Below are 20991 nucleotides of genomic sequence, written 5' to 3'. Positions count from 1 at the left end.
AAGCGTTTTTCGAGGGAACTATTGTCCGCCCAAGGGATAGTTTTTGGGGGCGACGTGGGTTTTGCCGTTATAAGGGAAAATATATTTCTGATTTTTATAATTTTTCTTTCCTGATACGCCGCTGAGTTTTGCAGTCAGCGCCCATACGCCGGATACGGCAGGACGGCTTTTGTCAAAAGCAATTTTGGCTTCCAGACTGGTATATCTGTCTTTGCAGAGGCGTTTTTCACGCCCTTTCAATTCATCGCAATCGCCAAAATATGCGCCGTTATCGTTACCGTTGATCATGACGCTGTTGCGGATTCGGTTGCTATCATCGGTAAACAGGAAGTTTTGCGAAGTCGTCGTGTCGCCTTGGCCTGTATAACTTGATTCGGCAACATAGCCCCAGTTTTGTGCGCCCACCTGAACAAACTTCCATTCCTTATTCTCCGGCGGCTCGCCCCATGCGCCGATTTTATCTTTTCCGTGCTGTTTGATTGCCCACTTGCCGTCTGTTTTCTCCAAAACAAACAATTCTGCCAGACCGGAAGAAACATGAGCGTCCTGTTTTACTTTTTGTTCCATATCGTAGGCAAAACCTGTGTACAACACATAGCGCGCGGCTTTGCCGTTGCGCGTTACGGTATGATCGGCAACAGGTTTCATGCAATACATAATGTTGTCAGATGCTGTCTCACTGTCTTTCGGCGGCTTGGCGAGCTGGCATTTGTGCGCGGCAAGCGGTCGGTTGTAATACTTGGCAATGACGGCCTGTACAGCGGCTTTGTCGTTATCGGGTGCAGCCGACGTCAAAATAGGGCAGGCAAGCAAAAGCAGGGAGATAATGCGTTTCATAGAAATTTTCCCAAAATGTTTTATTGAAAAAAGTACTGCTTACTTCAGGCCGTCTGAAACCGTTTTCAGACGGCCTTTTTGTGTTTGTTGCCGATACGCGCCAGCATACCGGCGACAAAAGTGGACGCAATAACGACGGTAATGCCCATCGCAGACATAGCACTTAAATGTTCGCCCAAAATTAACACCGCCATGATAACGCCGATGACAGGCTCAAGCGAAATCAGCAGGCCGGAGACGTTGGCAGGGACTTTGTTCATGCCTTTGTTCCACAACAGATAGGCAAGCCAACTGCAACCGATCCCCATATACAAAATCGACAGCGTACCGCCCCATGACCAGTTGATTTGATAACTGTCTGCCAACACCAGCGAAAACGGCAGACACAATACCGCCGCCACCGCCATGGAAGCCACGGTAAATGCAGGCGCACCGATGCGGGCAATCATCTGCTGGCTCGGTCGTATCACGCCTGCAAAACCCAATCCCGCAAGCAAAATCAGCAAACAGCCGAACCAATCAATCGTGCCGCCTTCTTCTGCACCGCCCATTACCATCATGCCCACGCCGGCAAACGCCACCGCGCCGCAAATCCAGTGGTAAATTTTCGCTTTGTCGCTGAAAAAGAAATGACCGACAAAAACCACCAGCAAGGGTTCCAGCCCGACCATGGTAATCGCGCTGGCGGCAGACGTGTATTTCAAACCGATAAACTGAAGCATCAAAACGACAACGTAGTTGACAAAGGAAATCCATAACAACGGCTTCCACTCGCTCCGCGGAATCCTTCCCAAATGACGGCGGCACGACGGCAGTACCATCAACGCGGCAATCAACAACCGTGCCTCAACCATCAGCGCAGGGTCGATCATCTCGTAAGAATACTTGGCAGCGATAAAAGAGCTGCCCCAAATCAGCAGGGCAAGTATTTGATAGAACATGGTCCGACCTTTTAAAAAGGGTTAATCGTTTCTTCTCTATATTTATTATTCAGACGGCCTGGAGGGTTGGCCTTTTTTATTTTGTCTGCGTCAGAGAATCCAAAAAGTCGAAGAGTTTGGCATTCATTTCACTGAAATCCGCCGCTTCGATTTTATCCGGATGCTGGACATAAGTTTGGGCTTGGCTTTGTTCGGCCACATTTTCGCGTCCGTCCGCCGCAATCAGCAGCCCGACGGCTTCACGGTCAAACTCCAAATGGGCCTGGAAGGCATAATGTTTGGGCGCAAAACGGATAATCTGGCGCGGACAGCCTTTGCTGGTTGCCAACACAACCGCCTTATCCGTCAAACCGGGCATATCGCCGTGCCAATGGCCGGTATTCAGGGTTTTGCCCAACAGGGAAACATGGGCATCCGCCAAACCTTCCGCCGTCAGCTCAATCGGATAAATGCCGATTTCACGCTCAGGGCTGCGTGTGTGGCGCGCGCCGTAGGCAACGGATAAAAGCTGCGCACCCAAACACACGCCGACAATATATTTATCCGCCGCCATCGCCTGACGCATCAGGCGCAGCTCGGATTCGGGGTCGTAATACGAGAATGCCTGCCTGTCTTCATCAGGCGATTGCGGCCCGCCCATCACAATCAAAAAATCTATATCGTCCACATTGTCAGGCAGGGTTTCCCTTTCGTACACTTTGGTTGTACTGATGTTATGTCCGCGCCATTGCGCCCATTTCAAATATGCTCCCGGCACTTCAAATGCCTCGTGCAAGATGAAATGGATATTTAATTTATTCGGATTTTGCATTGTTATTTCTCCTTCGACCGTCAGGACGGATTGCCCTGCCGTATTACAGCATACCGTGCTGTTGTAATTTTTTACGCAGGGTATTGCGGTTCAAACCCAAAATAACGGCCGCTTTAGACTGGTTTCCGCCGCATTGCTCCATCACGCAGGCAAGCATCGGCTTTTCCACTTGATGCAATACCATATCATACACACCGCAAGGTTCCGTACCATCCAAGTCTTTGAAGTATTGTCGTAAGTTTTGTTCAATACATTGCGCAATGTCAGTCGTCGTTTGATTCATCGTGATTGTCTTTCTTTAGATTTGTTTTTAGATGATGAGTCCGTCTGAACATTCAGACGGCGTTTATTTAATTTGATTGAGAAATTTACTCTATTCAATTCTTATTTTTTATCAAAATCTTATACTGCAATAGATTTCTGTAATTTACTATCCCAAAATGCCCGCCATATCCCGTTTTCTTGAGCCAGATAGATAACAAATTCATTATTGGCATGATCGGCAACGTAACGAATGGAATACGGTTTTTCTTCACAATTGACTATCCAAACATGAAATTTCCGTGCTTTTTCCCAAGATTGGCGGTTATATCCTATTTCTTGATACGCTCTAGGAATAGGCGATTGAGCCTCTTTTTCCAGAGAGGTTTGAACCTGATTATCCCATGCGTTCAAACGCTGCAGGATTTCCATACATTGAGCTTCATCCCCTGAGGCAAAATACAGCAGGATATTATGCGCTCCCTCACTTAACTCCAGCTCAACCGTATTACCCTGCTCGTCATAATGCCCTTCATCATTGACCAGCCGACGAGTGGCATCAGCCAATTCCTGTTCCCAATCCACATGTTCGAAACGATTGCGCGGAAACATGGAATCAGCTTGATGCTTTTTAGAAAATATACGTTTAATCAACTGAAACATAGGGTTTCCTGAAACCATCTCCTCACACAACCTACTGCTCAAAGCAAGTAATCTTGCCAACCTTTTCTCCGTCAGGTTCGATTTCTGCTACATTATCTCCATATTTATTACCCCAAAAGAAACGCCCGTTCTACTCATACCAAGGCTTGCCCAGTACATACCAAGCCTTGTCCAAACTGTCACCGGGGCGGATGGTTTCGCATGTTGCTTTATCCTTACCTGCACTCAGCATACAAGCATCATGTTGACGACAATCAGGATTCATGCACCTGCTCTTGTCTTCATTCCAATAGCGATCCATTAATTTACAGGCTATCAGATTGTAGTCATAAGCATAAATACCAAATCCTGTCAGCAACAGCACGGCTATGCCGAAGCGTTTGAACCGTGAGGTCAATTTCATATTTACTTCCCCAAAAGAAAAATGCCGTCTGAAACCCTTTAGCCTTCCCGATAGTGGCATACCCAACGGTCGGTTTTCTCTGAAAGCGTCTCAAGATAGGCGGCAAGGGTGTCGTATTGTGCTGCGGCGCTGTCCAAGCGGTTGATGTCTCGGCGTGTTTGCTCGCCGTTGGGCATTTCATCGATGTACCAGCCGATGTGTTTGCGGGCGATGCGTACGCCGGCCACTTCGCCATAAAATTCATACATAGCGCGGATGTGGTTCAAAATGGTGGCGTTGCATTCTGCCAAGCTTAAGGCCGGCGGCAAAACGCCGTGTTCGGCGTAATGTTTTAAATCACGGAAAAGCCACGGACTGCCTTGTGCGCCGCGCCCTATCATGATGCCGTCTGCGGCGGTTTGCTTGAGGACGGCGGCAGCTTTTTGCGGCGAAGTAATATCGCCGTTGACCCAAACGGGAATGTTCAGACGGCCTTTGGTTTCGGCAATCAGTTCGTAACGCGCTTCACCTTTGTACATCTGCGTACGGGTGCGGCCGTGGATGGCAAGGGCTGCGATGCCTGATTCTTCGGCGATTTTGGCAATGGTCGGCAAATTTTGATGTTCATTGTGCCAGCCCAAACGGGTTTTGAGGGTAACGGGTACGTCCACCGCGTTGACAACGGCTTCCAAGATTTCGGCAACCAAAGGCTCGTTTTGCATCAATGCGCTGCCTGCCTGCACATTACAGACTTTTTTGGCCGGACAGCCCATGTTTATATCAATCACCTGAGCGCCCAAGCCGACGTTATACCGCGCGGCTTCCGCCATCTGCTGCGGATCGCTGCCGGCAATCTGCACGGCCACCACTCCGCCCTCGCCTTCAAAATCGCTGCGGCGCAAAGTTTTTTTGGTATGGCGCAAGCTCGGATCGCTGGTCAGCATTTCGCATACCGCCCACCCTGCGCCAAACTCGCGGCAAATCCGGCGGAACGGTTTGTCCGTAATGCCTGCCATGGGGGCGAGTGCGATGGGGTTGTCAATGAAATAGCCGCCGATGTGCATGATGTGTGCGCCAAATTGAAAGGGCTGAAATTGTACAATTTTTAAGCAATTTTTCCAATTGTATTTACATGTTGCACAATGAAAAAGGCCGTCTGAAACTGAGTTTCAGACGGCCTTTTCAGCCAAAACATTTAAATAAACAACATGACAACCATCCGCACTGCGTCCTGAATCATGGCAATAATCGGCCAAATCAGTTTGGCCAGCAGGCCGGTAAACAACAGGATCAGGATAATCCATGTGCCGTATGGCTCGATTTTACGGAACTGCATGGACTGTTTGGCGTTGAGAAAGGTATCGATAAAAATACCGCCGTCCCAAGGCAAAATCGGAATCAGGCTGAATGCGACCCAAATCGAGTTCACCATCACGCCGTAACCGGCCATCTGCGCCAAGGGCGCTTGATAAGACTCAGGCACATACGCGGCAAGTACGACGACAAAACCCCAGAAGAACGCCAAAATCAGATTGGCTATCGGACCCGAAATCGACACCCAACGCCACGCGCGGCGCGGATCACGGAAATTGCGCGAATCGATGGGCATGGGACGCGCCCAGCCGAACAGAAAACTGCCTATCATCAGACACACCAACGGCACGACAATCGTACCGACAGGATCGATGTGCGGCAGCGGATTGAGCGTCAAACGCCCAAGCTGCTCGCCAGTATGGTCGCCCCAATACCGCGCCGTATAACCGCGTGCCACTTCGCGCACGGTAATGGCCAACAACACGGGCAATACTGCCAGCAGAAATACGCCTAAATCAAAATTTGCAAACATGGTTTTCCTTATCAAACATGCCGTCTGAAAACAGAAAATATCCTTTCAGACGGCCTGAGGCTTTAATCTTCTTCTGTCTTATCCGAATCGAAAGACTCTTTCAGCTCTTCCCAAGTAATGCCTTTACCTTGAGGATTAAATTTGAAGACTGGTTCACTATAAAGTAATGGCGAATATCTTTAATAAAAGGCCTGTCATGCTGAAATTTAACACGCAATACCGATTCCATAAAGGTTTTCAAACGGCATGATTTATTGCTTCTCGCTATCATACCTAATTCAATTGCCCTATCTATTTCAAGCCTAAAGGCCGTCTGAAACTTCAAATCCAGTTTCAGACGGCCTTTGATTTCCTATTTAAAATGCCTCAGCTGTTTTACAGGCTGTAATACATTTCAAATTCCAGCGGATGAGGTGCCATGCGGATACGGCGGACATCTTCCTCTTTAAAGGCAATGTAGCTGTCGATCCAGTCTTTGCTGAATACGCCGCCGCGCAGGAGGAATTCGTGGTCGGCTTTGAGGGCGGCCAGTGCTTCTTCCAAAGAGGCGCAAACGGTAGGCACCAATGCATCTTCTTCCGGAGGTAGGTCGTACAGGTTTTTATCGGCAGGGTCGCCCGGATGGATTTTGTTTTGAATACCGTCCAAACCGGCCATCAACAAAGCGGCAAACGCCAAGTATGGGTTGGCGGTCGGATCAGGGAAACGCGCTTCGATGCGGCGTGCCTTGCTGCTGTTCACGGACGGAATACGGATGGAAGCGGAACGGTTTTTGGCGGAATATGCCAGTTTGGTCGGTGCTTCAAAGTGCGGCACGAGGCGTTTGTAGGAGTTGGTGGACGGATTAGTAATCGCGTTCAGGGCTTTGGCGTGTTTGATGATGCCGCCGATGTAATAAAGGGCGGTATCGGACAAACCGGCATAGCCATCGCCTGAGAACAGGTTTTGACCGTCTTTCCAAATGGATTGGTGAACGTGCATACCGCTGCCGTTGTCGCCCATGATGGGTTTGGGCATGAAGGTAGCGGTTTTGCCGAAGTTGTGGGCGACGTTTTGAATCACGTATTTCATGTCTTGGGTTTGGTCGGCGCGTTTAACCAAAGTGGCAAAACGGGTGCCGATTTCCATTTGGCTGCCGGTACCGACTTCACTGTGGTGCACTTCCACTTCGATGCCGAGTTCTTCCAAAACATTGACCATGGAAGAACGCAGGTCTTGACCGCAGTCAATCGGTGCAACAGGCGCGTAACCGCCTTTGACGGTCGGACGGTGGCCGGTATTTTGACCGTCCATGTGCAGGCCGCTTGACCATGCGCCGCTTTCGGAAGTGATTTCGTAACGGGTTTTGTGCATGTCGGTTTCGAACTCTACGCCGTCGAAGACGAAGAATTCAGGTTCTGGGCCGAAATAGGCGGTGTCGCCGATACCGGAAGATTTCAAATAGGCTTCGGCGCGGCGTGCGATAGAACGAGGGTCGCGGTCATAACCTTGGCCGTCAGCAGGGTCGATAACGTCGCAGGTAAAGACAACGGTGGTATCGTCGTAGAAAGGATCGACGAAAGCTGTAGACGCATCGGGACGCAACTGCATATCGGAAGCCTGAATACCTTTCCAACCGCCGATGGACGAACCGTCAAACGCTTGACCGTTTTCGAACCATTCTTCGGGATCGTCGAGAACGATGCGGGCGGGGATGGTAAAGTGGTGCTGCTTGCCTTTGGTATCGGTAAAGCGCAAATCTACGAAGCGGGCTTCGCTTTCTTCAATCAGTTTTACAGCGTCTTTGATGGACATCTTCAGCTCCTGAGGGATTGGGTTTAAGTTGTTATTCTATCACGGTAAGGCCGTCTGAAATACATCAGGGCACCCGTTTTTACGCAATGAAATATAGTTTCAGACTGTTTAATTGTCAACAATTTTACATTACGCTTTCTTAACATAAAGACCGCTATAATAAGCACTCTTTTCTTTTGTTTTCTCAGACCCATTTTATGAACAACACTCCGCGTTACGCCGTTTTCGGCAACCCCGTCGCCCACAGCAAGTCGCCGCAAATCCATCGGCAGTTTGCCCTTCATGAAGGCATCGACATCGAATATGAGCGCATTTGTGCCGAAATCGGCGGTTTTGCCGAGGCTGTTGCGGCGTTTCGTGCCGAGGGCGGGCAAGGTGCGAATGTAACTGTCCCATTCAAGCAGGAAGCTTTTGCGCTGGCGGACGAGCATTCTGACCGCGCTTTGGCTGCCGGCGCGGTCAATACGCTAGTGTGGTTGGAAGACGGCAGGATACGCGGCGACAATACCGACGGTATCGGTTTGGCCAACGACATCACGCAGGTCAAAAATATTGCCATCGAAGACAAAACCATTTTGCTTTTGGGCGCAGGCGGCGCGGTACGCGGCGTGATTCCTGTTTTGAAAGAACACCGCCCTGCCCGTATCGTCATTGCCAACCGCACCCACGCCAAGGCCGAGGAATTGGCGCGGCTTTTCGGCATTGAAGCCGTCCCGATGTCGGATTTGAACGGCGGTTTTGATATCATCATCAACGGCACATCCGGCGGCTTGAGCGGTCAGCTTCCTGCCGTCAGCCCTGAAATTTTCCGCGGCTGCCGCCTTGCCTACGATATGGTTTACGGCGAAGCGGCTCAGGCGTTTTTGAACTTTGCCCAAAGCAACGGCGCGGCCGAAGTTTCAGACGGCCTGGGCATGCTGGTCGGTCAGGCTGCCGCCTCTTACCATACTTGGCGCGGATTTACGCCCGATATCCGCCCTGTTATCGAATACATGAAAGCCCTGTAACCATGTTCCGCATCATCAAATGGCTGATTGCCCTGCCCATCGGCATCTTCATTTTCTTCAACGCTTATGTGTACGGCAACATCATTACCTACCGCGCCGTCGCGCCCAGCAAAACCGCCTTCATGTCCATGCGCATGAGCCAGTTTGCAAAAGAAGGCCGCGATGTCAAGCTGGATTACCGCTGGGTGCCTTACGACCAAATTTCCGTCAACCTCAAAAAAGCCCTGATTGCTTCCGAAGACGCCAACTTTGCCGAACACAGCGGCTTTGACTGGAACGGCATCAAATACGCCATGAAACGCAATAAGCAAAGCGGCGAAGTCAAAGCCGGCGGTTCGACCATCAGCCAGCAGCTGGCGAAAAACCTGTTTCTCAACGAAAGCCGCAGCTACATCCGCAAAGGCGAAGAAGCGGCAATTACGGCAATGATGGAAGCGGTTACAGACAAAGACCGCATTTTTGAGCTGTATTTAAACTCAATCGAATGGCACTACGGCGTATTCGGCGCGGAAGCGGCGTCCCAGTATTTCTACAAGAAACCTGCCTCTGCCCTCACCCGCCAACAAGCCGCCAAACTCACGGCGCGCGTTCCGGCTCCGCTGTTTTACGCAGACCACCCTAAGAGCAAACGGATGCACAACAAAACCAATATCATCCTGCGCCGCATGGGTTCGGCAGAATTACCTGAAAGCGATATGGATTAATGAAAAAGGCCGTCTGAACATTTCAGACGGCCTTTGTTTTTAGGCTTTCTCTTCCGGCTCCGGTACGTCAAACACTTGGCGCAGGTAAGCGAGGAAGGTGTTGTTGGTGGTCATGGTTTTGCCCGGGGAGTCGGAGAGCTTGGCGACGGATTGGCCGTTACACTCGACGAGCTTCAAAACAATGTTCAAAGGCGTGTGTCCCAAGTCGTTGGTCAGATTGGTACCGATACCGAAACTGGTTTTGAAACGGTCTTTGAAGTATTGGTGCAACGCCCATGAACGCTCAATATCGAGGCCGTCTGAAAAGGTCAGCATTTTGGTGCGGCTGTCGATTTTAAGTTTTTTGTAATGCTCGTAGGCTTTGTCGCCCCAAACATAAGGATCGCCGCTGTCGTGGCGCAGGCCGTCGAAGAGTTTGGCGAAGTACAGGTCGAAATCACGCAAGAAGGCATCCATGCCGACTACGTCGGTCAGGGCGATACCGAGGTCGCCGCGGTATTCATGTACCCAGCTTTCCAGCGCGGCTTTTTGGAAATTACGCAAACGTACGTCCAAGGCTTGGAAGGCTTGGAGGAACTCGTGTGCCATGGTGCCGATGGGTGTGATGCCGAGCTTTTTGGCCAGATAAACGTTGCTGGTACCGCGCACGATGTCGGGAGCGGCTTCCAACAAGGTGCGGATAACGTGTTCCTGCCATGCAAGGGTGTAGCGGCGGCGTGTGCCGAAATCGGAAATAAGGAACGGCGGATCATTCGGATTTTGTGTAGCCGCAATTTCCTTCAGCTGTTGCGCTTTGGCCTGCAAACGGCGCTCGCCTTCTTCGATGACGGCAGGCGTTTCCAAGCGGCGGAAATAGAGTTCGTTGACGATGGCAAGAATAAAAATCTCGAAGAACATCGCCTGTACCATCGGGCCTTCGATGCGGATGTTCAGACGGCCTTGATCGTCAGGGCTGACTTGGACGAAGCGGCGTTGGAGTTGAAAAAGTTCGAGATAATCGACAAAATCGCTTTTGATAAAACGCAGGCTGCGCAGATAGTCGAGTTCGTCATGGGTAAAGCGCAGCTGGCACAGGGCGTTGAGCTCGCGTTCCAAGTCTTCTTGAATATCGGCCAGCGGATACACCATCTCTTTGTTGCGGCAGCGGAATTCGTAGAGGCTGTGGGTTTGCGGGAATTGGTGCAACACGACTTGCAGCATGGTGAATTTGTACAGGTCGGTATCAAGCAGGGATTGGATAATGGGCTGATAAGCAGACATAAGTTTTCTCTGAGTAAACGTGGGCGTTGAGGTATCAATTTTAATGGGAAAGGCCGTCTGAAAGAAACCTTATTCAGACGGCCTTTATCTTATTAATCCAGCTGCGCTACGGAAACCGGCAAAGAGCGGATGGTAGACAACATCGTGCTGGCATCTTTTTGCTGTTTGCGGAACGCGGCCATATTGGTCGGGGTCAATTTCGGCGTCGGCAGGGCGACGGTAGTCGGGTTGACCGGCTGGCCGTTGACGCGTGCTTCGTAGTGCAGGTGCGGGCCGGTCGAACGGCCGGTTGTACCGACAAAACCAATCACTTCGCCGGCGCGGACTCTGCCGTCGGCAGGGCTGAACGCGCTCATGTGGCCGTACAGGGTTTCCACACCGTTGGCATGTCGGATCATCACGGTATTGCCGTAGCCGCCTTTCCAACCTTTGAAAATCACTTCGCCGTCGGCAGCAGCCTTAATAGGCGTACCGGTCGGCGCGGCATAGTCGATACCGGTGTGCATACGAACGGTATGCAAAACCGGATGGACACGGTAGCCAAACGGGGAAGAAATGCGCGTGTATGCAACAGGCTCGGTATTAAAGCCTTCTTTTTGTTGCAGGGACTTACCGTTTTGGTCGTAGTAGCTGCCGCTTTCTTCGTCGCCTTTGCCTTGGCTGTAATAATAGGCTTGGTAGGTTTTGCCGTCTTTAACCACTTCAGCCGCCAAAATATCGCCGACCGCCATTTGTTGGCCGCGGAAATACATGCTGTTGTACAAAAGACGCACGGTATCGCCTTCTTTCAAATCGCTCATATTAAACGAGTCGGCAAAGATTTCTTTGAGCTGGATATACACTTCGGAAGGGATTTCGGCACGGAGCATATCGCCGATGGCGGAAGTGCGGATTTGCACAGAACGCAGGGTCGGCATGGTTTTCATGTCGATTTCGGCATTGGAGATGCGCCATTTACCTTTGACTTTTTCCAAAGCCACCAAGTTGCGTTCCAATTCTTCATCAGTAAAGAATTGAACGTCGGTCACTTGGCCTGAAGAATCGATGCGGATGTTGACGGATTGGTTGGTCCGCAGGTTTTTCATGTCGAGGTTGGCATTGTTTTTCGCCATGATTTGCTTGATGTCTTCTTGGTTGACACCCATACGTGTCAAAACGTCTGCCAAAGAGTCGCCGGCTTGGACGGCTTCTTGCGCCCAATAGCTGGATTGATAGGTATTGGTTTCCACATAAACGGCAGGCAGCTCTTCGGAAATACGCTCGACTTTAAAATCGGTTTGTGCAGGTTGAGGGTCGGTAATGGCGTATGCGGTCATGATGCCTGAAGCCGGCAGCAGAAACGCTAAGAGGGTTGCTTTGAATCGAGTGGAATATTTGTTTTTAATCACGCGTTATCCTTAATGGGGCGGTCTGTTTTTGAGGTTTGCAGAATGCCGGCACATCCGGCCTGCTGCGACCGCCTGCTGGTTTAAACAGTTTTGGGGATAAAGGACTTTGAGTCTTTTTTCCGATCTGAAAATCAGGTTTTCATTCGGAATGAATGAGGTCGTGTTTGAGATTGACGTTATTATCAGGGCTATTGTGTTGATTTACACCCTGTTTTTCTGAAATTTACGCCACGCATTTTAGCATGGCAGCCCGTTTTTTCCAAACCGGCCGTCTGAACGGCTCTTTTTGAGTACGTGAGGGCAAGGTTCCGAAACGCATCATTTGTCGCGTAAAATAACGGTTTTTCTATCTATTTGCGCTTATGAAGCTGACCCTCGCCCTCCCCTCACTCAACCGCTTTGCCGACGAATCCGTCCCTGAGCTTGCCTTACCTGCTTTTAACCGTCTTTTGCGTTACGGCACATTACGCAAAGAAACACTCAGGCCGTCTGAATTTTACGGACGCCATTTGTGGGGCGGCAGCCTCATTGCCCAAGTGCAACGTTTACGCCACACAAGCCAAAAACGCACAGCCGCTTTTGCCTCTCCGGTTTGGCAACAGATGGGCATGCACCATGTCAACATTATCAGTGGCGAGTTTATCGGCATCCAAAAAGAGGAGGCGCAACGGTTATGTGCGGACTTGTCGGCGTTTTATCAAGATAAAGATTGGCAATTCGAGCCGCTTTGCGAAAGCATGTGGCTGCTCAGTATGCCGACGATAGAAGATTGGGGGGCGGAATGTGTTTTGGATGTGTGCGGGCAGCCGGAAATGGACGGTCAGGCGCACGGCAAAGATGCGGTGTCTTGGTTGGCCGTGCAGACGGAAATCCAAATGTTTCTCCACTCGCATCCGATTAACCAAGCGCGTGAACAACAAGGATTGCCGGAAATCAACGGTTTGTGGCTGTGGAACGATGCGAACGGCACACAATCTGCGGATATTGTCGCCTCAGACAGCGCATGGGCGCGTTTTTTAGATACGCCCAAACTCGATGCGCCGTATGATTTGAAGGCTTGGTTTGAGATGGTTCAAGAAACAGGCAGCACAGTTTCAGACGGCCTTATCTTTTTGGACGACTTGGTTTCCACCTTACAGACAGGCGATGTTTGGGCATACAAAGATATTTTGGAAAGCTGGGAAACCCGTTGGTTTTCGCCTTTATGGGACGCACTCGCCTCAGGCCGTCTGAAAACTGTATGCATTACCACAGACGGCGAAAACGGCGGCACGCTGGAAATCGGCCGCCGTTCCAAATGGGCATTTTGGCGCAAAGCTAAAACGTTTAACGGATCGTGGTAAGCGGTTTTAAGCCTCCAACGCCTCCAATTTGGCAGAAATTCTATCCCACACATCCTGCAAAGGAATCGCTTTCAACAAACGTGTCGGATCGTTGGTATCGATACTGTCGGGGTGAGGCAGTTCGGCATAATCGCCGGCATAAATGACTTCGGCCTGCTCGGAATACGGACGCCATTTATCCACCCATGATGCGCCAAACAAAGCGATTTGCGGTTTATCCAAAGCTGCAGCGATGTGCATCGGTGCGGAATCGACACCGACAAACAGCTTGGCGCCCTCAATGGCCGCCGCCAATTCACGCAGGCTCAAACATCCGGACAACACATATACTTTTCTGCCTTCCGGAATATTCAGACGGCCTATAATTTCCTGAAGCATGTATTGTTCGACAGTGTCGGGAGAAGCAGTCAATACGACATTCTGTCCGCTGTTGAGCAGAAGTTGTACGATGGCGGCGTTTTTGCCGTCTTCCCAACATTTGAAATGCCAACGCGCACCCGGGTGCAGTAACACATAATCTTCACCGCTCCACCCCTGCTCACGCAATTTCTGCTGCATGCTTTCCCTTGCATCTTGTGCTACCCAAAGGCGTACCTTCGCATCGGCGACGTCTTCAGGCTGGATAAGCGGCGCAAGGATATTCAATTGGTTTTCAACGATATGATGGCTGGGATCAAGCTCATGGTTGATAAAATCATGACAGAAACGCCACCAAAAACCGTCGCGCTTGATGCAGTCAAAACCCACACTGCAACGGGCGCACAGTTTGGCGATTATTGCCGCGCGCCATTGGTCGGACAGGTTGAAAGCCCAGTCGTAATCGCGCGCCTTCAGCTTAGACAAAAGGTTTTTCTCACACGCCAACTGCTTGAATACGCCTAGCTTCTTCCAATTTCGATCAATGGTCAAAATCTGCGCAATCTGCGGATTATCAGCAATCAGCTGCTCCGTACCGGCATACACCAGCATATCGATTTCGCAATCGGGGAAACGGGTTTTCAGCGCATCGACCACCGGCGTGCTCAAAAGCACATCGCCATGATGGCGCAATTTGATGATCAGAATACGTTTGGGTTGGGCTAAAGACATACAAAACTTTCAGACGGCCTGTTGATTGGCTGCTATTGTAAAGCGGAAAACAGGTTTCATAAAATACAAAACAGGCCGTCTGAAAGCTATCCTGCTGATTCATCGCTATAAAATCCGCACAAGTCATGCAATTTATATTACAATCCGCACCCCGTGGTTCGAAAACCTCCCACATTAAAAAACTAAGGAAACCTCATGTCCCGCAACAACGAAGAGCTGCAAGGCATCTCCCTTTTGGGCAACCAGAAAACCCAATACCCAAGCGAATACGCGCCTGAAATTTTGGAAGCGTTCGACAACAAACATCCAGACAACGACTATTTCGTCAAATTCGTCTGCCCCGAGTTCACCAGCCTCTGCCCGATGACTGGCCAGCCCGACTTTGCCACCATCTACATCCGCTACATCCCCCATATCAAAATGGTGGAAAGCAAATCACTGAAACTCTATCTCTTCAGCTTCCGCAACCACGGCGACTTCCATGAAGACTGCGTCAACATCATCATGAAAGACCTCATCGCCCTGATGGATCCGAAATACATCGAAGTATTCGGCGAATTCACACCGCGCGGCGGCATCGCCATTCATCCGTTTGCCAACTACGGCAAAGCAGGCACAGAGTTTGAAGCTTTGGCACGCAAACGCCTGTTTGAGCACGATGCACAATAATCCTATTCAGACGGCCTAACGCCCTTTTCATTGCAAGACTTTCTCTATTGCACGGTCTCGCAAGGCTTCATGCCGTCTGAAAAAACTTCCGAAAGATTTCCATGTACGAATTTACTGCCGCACAGCAGAAGAAAGCGCTCTTCTGGCTGGTGCTTTTCCATATTTTTATTATCGCCGCCAGCAACTATCTGGTGCAGTTCCCCTTTCAAATTTTCAGTATCTTTACCACTTGGGGCGCATTTTCCTTCCCCTTTATCTTCCTCGCAACCGACCTGACCGTGCGCATTTTCGGCGCACCGTTGGCGAGACGGATTATTTTTTGGGTGATGTTCCCCGCCCTGCTGCTCTCTTACGTCTTCTCCGTCCTCTTTCATGACGGCAACTGGACAGGCTGGGCATCTTTAGCCGAATTTAACACCTTCGTCGGCCGTATCGCATTGGCCAGCTTTTCTGCCTATGCGCTCGGGCAAATCCTCGATATTTTCGTGTTCAACAGATTACGCCGTCTAAAATCATGGTGGATTGCCCCCACAGCTTCTACCGTTGTCGGCAACGCTTTGGATACGCTGGTGTTTTTCGCCGTTGCCTTTTATGCGAGCAACGATGAATTTATGGCGGCAAACTGGCAAGGAATCGCATTTGTCGACTATCTATTCAAACTTGCCATCTGCACCCTCTTCTTCCTGCCTGCCTACGGCATCGTATTGAGCATCTTGACCAAAAAACTGACTTCCTTAAACGTCCGTCAAGAAATGCCCGAATCGGTTTTAGCCAAATAAGCAGTAGATAAAAAACAAGGCCGTCTGAAACTTTAATCGTTCAGACGGCCTTTTATGTTTTAAACAATTAACCGGTTAATTGTTTGGTAATCAGTTTTTTCAGCGGCGGGAAGTTATTGCTTGCACGCAATACCAAACCGCGCAGCAGTTTTGCCGGAGCAGTTTCATTGGTAAAGAGTTTCAGCAGCATATTGGTGCCGTGGTAAATCGGATGGGCGTGTAGCATATGCTTGGTGCTGTATTTTTCCAGCAGGCTCTTCGCACCAATATCCTGACCGCGTTGCTCGGCTTCAAGAACCAATTTAGCCAAAAGATCGGCACTTGCCAGACCCAAGTTGAAACCGTGCGCAGTAACCGGATGCATACCGACTGCGGCATCGCCGATCAACGCGCTGCGTTTGCCGTAGAAACGTTGGGCAATCATGCCGACCAAAGGATAATTGTGAATGGTGCTGACCAATTCCATATCACCCAAACGGCCTTTGAGTTGCTCTTTCACGCTGGCTGCCAACTCTTCCGGCGACATGTTTTTAATCGTCTCGGCTTTATCGCTGTCCACCGTAATCACCGTATTGGTTAAATGCTCTTCCAAAGGCAGCAACGCAATGGTACGGCCGTAGTGGAAGCATTCATATGCGGTATGCAGATTAGACAAAGTATGCTTCATGCGGCACACAAACATAGTGCGGCTGTAATCGTGCATATCGGAAGAAATGCCCAATTGACGGCGCGTTTGCGAGAAGCGGCTATCGGCGGCCAACAACAGACGGCCGGTCAATACTTCGCCGCTTTCCAAAATAACTTGCGCCTCATTGTCGGAAGTTTTAACTTCTTTAACATTGGTGCCGGTCAAGATTTTGACGTTATCCAATTTGGACACGACTTCATAAGCGGCTTTACGGATGTTGTGATTGGAAATCAAATAGCCCAAGCAGTCCGCAGGCTCACCGCGTGCCTCTGTCGGTTGCGGGAAGTGGAGCTGGTAATCGGAATGACCGTTCAACACTTTGGCATCGCGCAAAGGATAAATTTCGTCTTTTGGAATCAAATCCCACATACCCAATCGCTGCATGATTTCGCGCGACAAGTGCGTCAGTGCGATTTCACGGCCGTCATACGGCGGATTTTGCAACACTTCTAAAGGACTTCTTTCAATCAGGGTTATGTTCAAACCGCTTCCGGCCAACTCTGCGGCAAAACTTAATCCGGCAGGGCCTGCGCCGACGACGAGAATATCACTGTGTAAGCTCATGGGAGGAATTCCTTGTATTCAACTGATACGGATTTTTTCAGACGGCCTTAAGTTTACTGTGTTTAGCTACATGAGGGTAAATCAAAGGCATTTGATAGATTATATAGAAAGCATTGATAGAATAAAACAAATGTTATCAATTGTAAGCGCGTTTTTACTTTGGCCTTAATATAAATCAAGCTTCACGACATACGGATTTTATCAAACGGACAAACATTCAGATAAACAAAAACCGCATTCCGAAAAGGGAATGCGGCTTTCAATCGTAAAACGATTATTCTTCAGAACCGGTGTAAGGACGGATGCTGACAGTTTTACGGTTCAGCGCGCCTTTGGTTTTGAATTCAACGTAACCGTCGACTTTAGCAAACAAAGTGTGGTCTTTGCCCATGCCTACGTTGTCACCTGCGTGGAATTTAGTACCACGTTGACGAACGATGATAGAGCCTGCCGGAATCAGCTCGTTGCCGTAGGCTTTAACGCCCAAGCGTTTGGCTTCTGAATCGCGACCGTTGCGGGTGCTACCGCCTGCTTTTTTACTTGCCATTTGTAATACTCCTGAACTTACTTGAAATTAGGCGATTGCCACGATTTCGATTTGGGTGAAATTTTGGCGATGGCCTTGGCGTTTTTGGTAGTGTTTGCGACGACGCATTTTGAAAATGCGTACTTTCTCGCCACGACCATGAGCAACGACTTTAGCTGTTACTTTTGCGCCTTCGATAAAAGGTGCGCCTACTTTTACAGATTCGCCGTCAGCAATCATCAAAACTTCAGTCAGTTCGATTTGGCTGTCGAGTTCGGCTGGTATCTGTTCTACTTTCAATTTTTCGCCAACGGAAACTTTGTATTGTTTACCGCCGGTTTTTACGACCGCGTACATACTCAACTCCATGAGAATTAGGTTAACATTCCGCACACCATGTGCGAAACGAGCTATTCTATTTCTATTTGCCTGTTTTGTCAAAATTTATTTTATTTACAAGTGAAAATGCCGTCTGAAAGATATGTTGCATGCTTTTTAACTGATATAATCACGCGCTGGATTGCTGATATCTTTATGCAACGTTATTACCCCGACCGAATGTACGGGTTTAAACAGATTCATTGGAGCCACCGCTCCGTTTTATCAACAGAGAATGTTTTATGCTCGAAAACCTGCCTTACTTCCAACGCCACCTGCCCGATGACCTTGCCAAAGTTAATGCGGTCATCAACCAAGCTGTTCAATCCGATGTTGCGCTGATTTCGCAAATCGGCACATACATCATCAGCGCGGGCGGTAAGCGCCTGCGTCCGATTATTACCATTTTGGCAGGCAAAGCAGTCGGGCATGACGATGAAAAACTGTACTCGCTGGCAGCGATGGTGGAATTCATCCACACCTCCACCCTCCTGCACGACGATGTCGTCGATGAAAGCGATTTGCGCCGCGGCCGTAAAACCGCAAACAACCTCTTCGGCAACGCGGCGGCTGTTTTGGTCGGCGACTTCCTCTATACACGCGCCTTCCAACTGATGGTCGGTTCGGGCAGCATGCGTATCTTGGAAGTGATGGCAGATGCGACCAACATCATCGCCGAAGGCGAAGTCATGCAGCTGATGAACATCGGCAATACGGATATTACCGAAGAGCAATACGTCCAAGTTATCCAATACAAAACAGCAAAACTATTTGAAGCGGCCGCACAAGTCGGCGCAATTTTGGGCAAGGCTTCCCCCGAACACGAGCAAGCCCTAAAAGACTACGGCATGTACGTCGGCACGGCTTTCCAAATCATTGACGATGTATTGGACTATTCTGGCGAAACCGAAGAAATTGGCAAAAACGTCGGCGACGATTTGGCAGAAGGCAAACCCACCCTGCCATTGATTTACCTGATGCGAAACGGCTCCGAACAGGCCGCCAACGATGTGCGCCATGCTTTGGAAAATGCCGACCGCAACTATTTTGAAAAAATCCACGACTATGTCGTCAACTCCGACGCTTTGCCGTATTCGATTTCCGAGGCGAAAAAAGCCGTCGACAAAGCCATCGCTTCATTGAACGTGTTGCCTGACAGCGAAGTCAAAGAAGCCATGATCCAACTGGCAAAAGAATCTTTGGCCCGAGTATCTTAATCCGATGAATTTCAGCTTTGTCCCTTTGTTTCTGGTTACGCTGATTTTTTTGGGCGTCGTCAGCAACAACAACTCGATTACGATTTCGGCAGCGGTATTGCTGCTCATGCAGCAGACGGCCTTGTCGCAATATCTTCCCTTGGTGGAAAAACACGGTTTGTATCTGGGCATCATCCTGCTGACCATCGGTGTATTGAGCCCGCTGGTTTCCGGTAAAATCCAGATTCCGCCGCTGTCCGAGTTTATCAATTTTAAAATGATTGCCGCCGTCCTTATCGGCATTTTGGTTGCCTGGCTTGCCGGACGCGGCGTTCCCTTGATGAGCGAACAGCCTGTTTTGGTAACCGGATTATTAATCGGCACGGTCATCGGCGTTGCCTTTGTCGGCGGCATTCCGGTTGGCCCTTTGATTGCCGCCGGCTTATTGTCTTTTTTTGCCGGAAAGGTTTAAAATCCCCTCCTTTACCGCCTCGCCATAGTTCAACGGATAGAACGTATGCCTCCTAAGCGTAAAATACAGGTTCGATTCCTGTTGGCGAGGCCATAATTTCAATAAAAGCCTTTCATATTCTGAAAGGCTTTTTTATTATCAATAATAAAGGCCATCTGAAACTTTTCAGACGGCCTTCTCATTTCGCCAAACCGTTAACCCGGACGACCATCCGAACGCGGACGGATCAACCAAGGAATATATTTCCATGCGTACAACAGCAAAGAGGCGGCAAACAAAGCGGCGGAGCAACGGATACTGTGCGTGTATGCCGTACCGCTCACAAAGGTTGCCAAAACACGGACAACCGTTGCGGCTATCATCAACCAAAAGGCAACAGGAACCACTTTAGGCGGTGGATAAATGGAGTTGCCGGTATGGCCAAGCGCAGTTCGCGCCATCATGCCCAAAGTCAGCACGCCGATACCGCCAACGCCGATAAGGTGCACGCCCAAATTCAGGAAGTTTGAAATCCAATAGGAAAGACCGACCGCAATCAAACCCAAGCCGGTAAACAGATAGCCGGCAAACAAAATCCAAAGCATAGGCTCTTTCAGCACGGCTTTATACCACCAGCGGTACACCTGCACGGTAAAAATCACACCGGCAGCCAGAGCAAACAACGCGGCCAGTCCCGGCAAAATGTTATGCGCCATCAGCATGGCGGTCAGCATAGGCAGCCAAAGTGAAGCGTGCGCTACCCATTGAGGGCTGGGAATTTGCGGCACGTTCAGGCGCTTGGACGTAAAGAACGAGATAATCCGCATACCGATCAAACCGATAAATCCGGCCACCATAATCAAACCGGATTGCAAACCGGTCATCAGCGCAATGGCATCAAACGGCTGCACTTTCAGATGGAAGGCGAAATGGGTGCCGCCCAAAACAAAAATAGCGAACACGGCAACATAGTTGCGCTTGTTTTGAGAACGAATTACCGGCAAAGCCATGCATACCGCGCCATACCAGAAAAAAATCGTACCGAATATGCCGCTTGCCGTTACCCCCCAACCAGGAATAAACATACAAATGCGGGCCAACAGCCAAAATGCGGTCAAACCGGCCAACGCCTTACCGCGTGTCGGCGGCTGGCCTGTCCAAGTCGCCACGGCCGTCAATAAGAATGCAATGACAACCAATCCGGCATAGCCCCAAATCATTTCATGGGCATGCCAATAGAAACCCGGCAACTCAGGCATACCCTGAAAGCCGAAGCCCCAAAGCAGTATAGACAATGCGCCATACAAAGCCGCCAACGAATAAAACGGGCGGAAGGCCATTGCCCAAACCGGGTGTTTGAACAAATCGGTCATGGTGGTTCCTTCAATTTTTATATCATCATAAAACAGCAACA

23 protein-coding genes, 1 tRNA gene and 1 riboswitch are annotated in these 20991 nt (G+C 49.9%); of the genes, 8 read left to right on the top strand and 16 right to left on the bottom strand.

Translation table 11 applies throughout. The features are described 5' to 3' along the window. Nucleotides 1-18: 18 nt before the first annotated feature. The 9 genes from HMPREF2696_RS05635 to glnA form a co-directional block, all read right to left on the bottom strand. Nucleotides 19-837, bottom strand: a complete 819-nt coding sequence (locus tag HMPREF2696_RS05635) for a hypothetical protein (RefSeq protein WP_070588037.1) — start codon at nt 835-837, stop codon at nt 19-21. A 65-nt stretch (nt 838-902) separates the two neighbouring features. Further along, on the bottom strand, nt 903-1778 hold the full coding sequence (locus HMPREF2696_RS05630; RefSeq protein WP_004518784.1) for a DMT family transporter: 876 nt from the start codon (nt 1776-1778) through the stop codon (nt 903-905). Nucleotides 1779-1854: 76 nt separating this feature from the next. Continuing rightward, nucleotides 1855-2589 carry a glutamine amidotransferase-related protein gene (locus HMPREF2696_RS05625; protein WP_004518785.1) on the bottom strand — a complete coding sequence of 245 codons (735 nt, stop codon included), beginning with the start codon at nt 2587-2589 and terminating at the stop codon, nt 1855-1857. 43 nt (nt 2590-2632) lie between these two features. Further along, on the bottom strand, nt 2633-2872 hold the full coding sequence (locus HMPREF2696_RS05620) for a Fis family transcriptional regulator (RefSeq protein WP_003684241.1): 240 nt from the start codon (nt 2870-2872) through the stop codon (nt 2633-2635). Between the two features lie 119 nt (nt 2873-2991). Next, the gene (locus HMPREF2696_RS05615) at nt 2992-3513 is read right to left on the bottom strand and encodes a hypothetical protein (protein ID WP_004518786.1); all 522 of its coding nucleotides are present in this window, start codon (nt 3511-3513) and stop codon (nt 2992-2994) included. A gap of 130 nt (nt 3514-3643) precedes the next feature. Next, a complete protein-coding gene (locus tag HMPREF2696_RS05610; RefSeq protein WP_004518787.1) occupies nt 3644-3916 on the bottom strand; it encodes a hypothetical protein in 273 nt (90 codons plus the stop codon). A gap of 38 nt (nt 3917-3954) precedes the next feature. Then, a complete protein-coding gene (gene dusB / locus HMPREF2696_RS05605) occupies nt 3955-4959 on the bottom strand; it encodes a tRNA dihydrouridine synthase DusB (protein WP_004518788.1) in 1005 nt (334 codons plus the stop codon). A 131-nt stretch (nt 4960-5090) separates the two neighbouring features. Continuing rightward, nucleotides 5091-5741, bottom strand: coding sequence for a site-2 protease family protein (locus HMPREF2696_RS05600; RefSeq protein WP_004518789.1), 651 nt, complete (start codon nt 5739-5741; stop codon nt 5091-5093). A 375-nt stretch (nt 5742-6116) separates the two neighbouring features. Continuing rightward, on the bottom strand, nt 6117-7535 hold the full coding sequence (gene glnA, locus HMPREF2696_RS05595; protein ID WP_004518791.1) for a type I glutamate--ammonia ligase: 1419 nt from the start codon (nt 7533-7535) through the stop codon (nt 6117-6119). A gap of 197 nt (nt 7536-7732) precedes the next feature. Between glnA and aroE the strand changes: the two genes are divergently transcribed. Further along, nucleotides 7733-8542, top strand: a complete 810-nt coding sequence (aroE, locus tag HMPREF2696_RS05590; protein WP_004518793.1) for a shikimate dehydrogenase — start codon at nt 7733-7735, stop codon at nt 8540-8542. A 2-nt stretch (nt 8543-8544) separates the two neighbouring features. Continuing rightward, on the top strand, nt 8545-9246 hold the full coding sequence (gene mtgA / locus HMPREF2696_RS05585) for a monofunctional biosynthetic peptidoglycan transglycosylase (protein WP_004518794.1): 702 nt from the start codon (nt 8545-8547) through the stop codon (nt 9244-9246). Nucleotides 9247-9285: 39 nt separating this feature from the next. Here the strand turns inward: mtgA and pncB are convergent, their stop codons facing one another. Both pncB and HMPREF2696_RS05575 read right to left on the bottom strand, forming a co-directional pair. Next, nucleotides 9286-10506: a nicotinate phosphoribosyltransferase gene (pncB, locus tag HMPREF2696_RS05580; protein WP_039861840.1), complete on the bottom strand. Its 1221-nt coding sequence runs from the start codon at nt 10504-10506 to the stop codon at nt 9286-9288. Nucleotides 10507-10598: 92 nt separating this feature from the next. Then, a complete protein-coding gene (locus HMPREF2696_RS05575; RefSeq protein WP_003748435.1) occupies nt 10599-11894 on the bottom strand; it encodes a M23 family metallopeptidase in 1296 nt (431 codons plus the stop codon). Between the two features lie 362 nt (nt 11895-12256). On the opposite strand from HMPREF2696_RS05575, the gene HMPREF2696_RS05570 reads away from it, so the two are divergent. Further along, complete coding sequence (locus HMPREF2696_RS05570; RefSeq protein WP_049337014.1) at nt 12257-13237, top strand: hypothetical protein; 981 nt, start codon at nt 12257-12259, stop codon at nt 13235-13237. 6 nt (nt 13238-13243) lie between these two features. On the opposite strand, the gene rfaQ is transcribed toward HMPREF2696_RS05570, so the two are convergent. Then, nucleotides 13244-14326, bottom strand: a complete 1083-nt coding sequence (gene rfaQ / locus HMPREF2696_RS05565) for a putative lipopolysaccharide heptosyltransferase III (RefSeq protein ID WP_049337016.1) — start codon at nt 14324-14326, stop codon at nt 13244-13246. Between the two features lie 147 nt (nt 14327-14473). Further along, nucleotides 14474-14518: riboswitch (PreQ1 riboswitch) on the top strand. A 3-nt stretch (nt 14519-14521) separates the two neighbouring features. Between rfaQ and queF the strand changes: the two genes are divergently transcribed. Together queF and HMPREF2696_RS05555 are read left to right on the top strand one after the other, a co-directional pair. Continuing rightward, nucleotides 14522-14995, top strand: a complete 474-nt coding sequence (queF, locus tag HMPREF2696_RS05560) for a preQ(1) synthase (RefSeq protein WP_003748427.1) — start codon at nt 14522-14524, stop codon at nt 14993-14995. 101 nt (nt 14996-15096) lie between these two features. Beyond that, the gene (locus tag HMPREF2696_RS05555) at nt 15097-15774 is read left to right on the top strand and encodes a 7-cyano-7-deazaguanine/7-aminomethyl-7-deazaguanine transporter (RefSeq protein WP_049337017.1); all 678 of its coding nucleotides are present in this window, start codon (nt 15097-15099) and stop codon (nt 15772-15774) included. 67 nt (nt 15775-15841) lie between these two features. Here the strand turns inward: HMPREF2696_RS05555 and ubiM are convergent, their stop codons facing one another. The 3 genes from ubiM to rplU form a co-directional block, all read right to left on the bottom strand. Next, a complete protein-coding gene (gene ubiM / locus HMPREF2696_RS05550) occupies nt 15842-17026 on the bottom strand; it encodes a 5-demethoxyubiquinol-8 5-hydroxylase UbiM (RefSeq protein WP_004518804.1) in 1185 nt (394 codons plus the stop codon). A gap of 274 nt (nt 17027-17300) precedes the next feature. After that, on the bottom strand, nt 17301-17573 hold the full coding sequence (rpmA, locus tag HMPREF2696_RS05545) for a 50S ribosomal protein L27 (protein ID WP_002212328.1): 273 nt from the start codon (nt 17571-17573) through the stop codon (nt 17301-17303). Between the two features lie 27 nt (nt 17574-17600). Further along, nucleotides 17601-17909: a 50S ribosomal protein L21 gene (rplU, locus tag HMPREF2696_RS05540; protein ID WP_002216394.1), complete on the bottom strand. Its 309-nt coding sequence runs from the start codon at nt 17907-17909 to the stop codon at nt 17601-17603. Between the two features lie 263 nt (nt 17910-18172). Here rplU and ispB point away from each other — a divergent pair, with 263 nt between their 5' ends. The 3 genes from ispB (at nt 18173) to HMPREF2696_RS05525 (ending at nt 19691) form a co-directional block, all read left to right on the top strand. Then, nucleotides 18173-19147, top strand: coding sequence for an octaprenyl diphosphate synthase (ispB, locus tag HMPREF2696_RS05535; protein ID WP_070588035.1), 975 nt, complete (start codon nt 18173-18175; stop codon nt 19145-19147). Nucleotides 19148-19151: 4 nt separating this feature from the next. Continuing rightward, entirely contained in the window at nt 19152-19598 is a 447-nt protein-coding gene (locus tag HMPREF2696_RS05530; protein ID WP_063069345.1) for a DUF441 domain-containing protein, read from the top strand. 18 nt (nt 19599-19616) lie between these two features. After that, nucleotides 19617-19691, top strand: a tRNA-Arg gene (locus HMPREF2696_RS05525). A gap of 101 nt (nt 19692-19792) precedes the next feature. On the opposite strand, the gene HMPREF2696_RS05520 is transcribed toward HMPREF2696_RS05525, so the two are convergent. Beyond that, nucleotides 19793-20950: an NnrS family protein gene (locus HMPREF2696_RS05520; protein ID WP_070588034.1), complete on the bottom strand. Its 1158-nt coding sequence runs from the start codon at nt 20948-20950 to the stop codon at nt 19793-19795. Nucleotides 20951-20991 lie beyond the last annotated feature (41 nt).

Source organism: Neisseria sp. HMSC058F07, from assembly GCF_001810035.1.
Taxonomy (GTDB): Bacteria; Pseudomonadota; Gammaproteobacteria; order Burkholderiales; family Neisseriaceae; genus Neisseria; species Neisseria perflava.
The sequence above is the reverse complement of the archived record's forward strand: the minus strand, read 5'-3'. Positions and strand labels throughout refer to the sequence as shown.

Excerpts from the sequence above, each read along its gene's own strand:
- HMPREF2696_RS05635 (WP_070588037.1), bottom strand. The coding sequence starts at position 837 with ATGAAACGCATTATCTCCCTGCTTTTGCTTGCCTGCCCTATTTTGACG.
- HMPREF2696_RS05630 (WP_004518784.1), bottom strand. The coding sequence starts at position 1,778 with ATGTTCTATCAAATACTTGCCCTGCTGATTTGGGGCAGCTCTTTTATC.
- HMPREF2696_RS05625 (WP_004518785.1), bottom strand. The coding sequence starts at position 2,589 with ATGCAAAATCCGAATAAATTAAATATCCATTTCATCTTGCACGAGGCA.
- HMPREF2696_RS05620 (WP_003684241.1), bottom strand. The coding sequence starts at position 2,872 with ATGAATCAAACGACGACTGACATTGCGCAATGTATTGAACAAAACTTA.
- HMPREF2696_RS05615 (WP_004518786.1), bottom strand. The coding sequence starts at position 3,513 with ATGTTTCAGTTGATTAAACGTATATTTTCTAAAAAGCATCAAGCTGAT.
- HMPREF2696_RS05610 (WP_004518787.1), bottom strand. The coding sequence starts at position 3,916 with ATGAAATTGACCTCACGGTTCAAACGCTTCGGCATAGCCGTGCTGTTG.
- dusB (WP_004518788.1), bottom strand. The coding sequence starts at position 4,959 with ATGCACATCGGCGGCTATTTCATTGACAACCCCATCGCACTCGCCCCC.
- HMPREF2696_RS05600 (WP_004518789.1), bottom strand. The coding sequence starts at position 5,741 with ATGTTTGCAAATTTTGATTTAGGCGTATTTCTGCTGGCAGTATTGCCC.
- glnA (WP_004518791.1), bottom strand. The coding sequence starts at position 7,535 with ATGTCCATCAAAGACGCTGTAAAACTGATTGAAGAAAGCGAAGCCCGC.
- aroE (WP_004518793.1), top strand. The coding sequence starts at position 7,733 with ATGAACAACACTCCGCGTTACGCCGTTTTCGGCAACCCCGTCGCCCAC.
- mtgA (WP_004518794.1), top strand. The coding sequence starts at position 8,545 with ATGTTCCGCATCATCAAATGGCTGATTGCCCTGCCCATCGGCATCTTC.
- pncB (WP_039861840.1), bottom strand. The coding sequence starts at position 10,506 with ATGTCTGCTTATCAGCCCATTATCCAATCCCTGCTTGATACCGACCTG.
- HMPREF2696_RS05570 (WP_049337014.1), top strand. The coding sequence starts at position 12,257 with ATGAAGCTGACCCTCGCCCTCCCCTCACTCAACCGCTTTGCCGACGAA.
- rfaQ (WP_049337016.1), bottom strand. The coding sequence starts at position 14,326 with ATGTCTTTAGCCCAACCCAAACGTATTCTGATCATCAAATTGCGCCAT.
- queF (WP_003748427.1), top strand. The coding sequence starts at position 14,522 with ATGTCCCGCAACAACGAAGAGCTGCAAGGCATCTCCCTTTTGGGCAAC.
- HMPREF2696_RS05555 (WP_049337017.1), top strand. The coding sequence starts at position 15,097 with ATGTACGAATTTACTGCCGCACAGCAGAAGAAAGCGCTCTTCTGGCTG.
- ubiM (WP_004518804.1), bottom strand. The coding sequence starts at position 17,026 with ATGAGCTTACACAGTGATATTCTCGTCGTCGGCGCAGGCCCTGCCGGA.
- rpmA (WP_002212328.1), bottom strand. The coding sequence starts at position 17,573 with ATGGCAAGTAAAAAAGCAGGCGGTAGCACCCGCAACGGTCGCGATTCA.
- rplU (WP_002216394.1), bottom strand. The coding sequence starts at position 17,909 with ATGTACGCGGTCGTAAAAACCGGCGGTAAACAATACAAAGTTTCCGTT.
- ispB (WP_070588035.1), top strand. The coding sequence starts at position 18,173 with ATGCTCGAAAACCTGCCTTACTTCCAACGCCACCTGCCCGATGACCTT.
- HMPREF2696_RS05530 (WP_063069345.1), top strand. The coding sequence starts at position 19,152 with ATGAATTTCAGCTTTGTCCCTTTGTTTCTGGTTACGCTGATTTTTTTG.
- HMPREF2696_RS05520 (WP_070588034.1), bottom strand. The coding sequence starts at position 20,950 with ATGACCGATTTGTTCAAACACCCGGTTTGGGCAATGGCCTTCCGCCCG.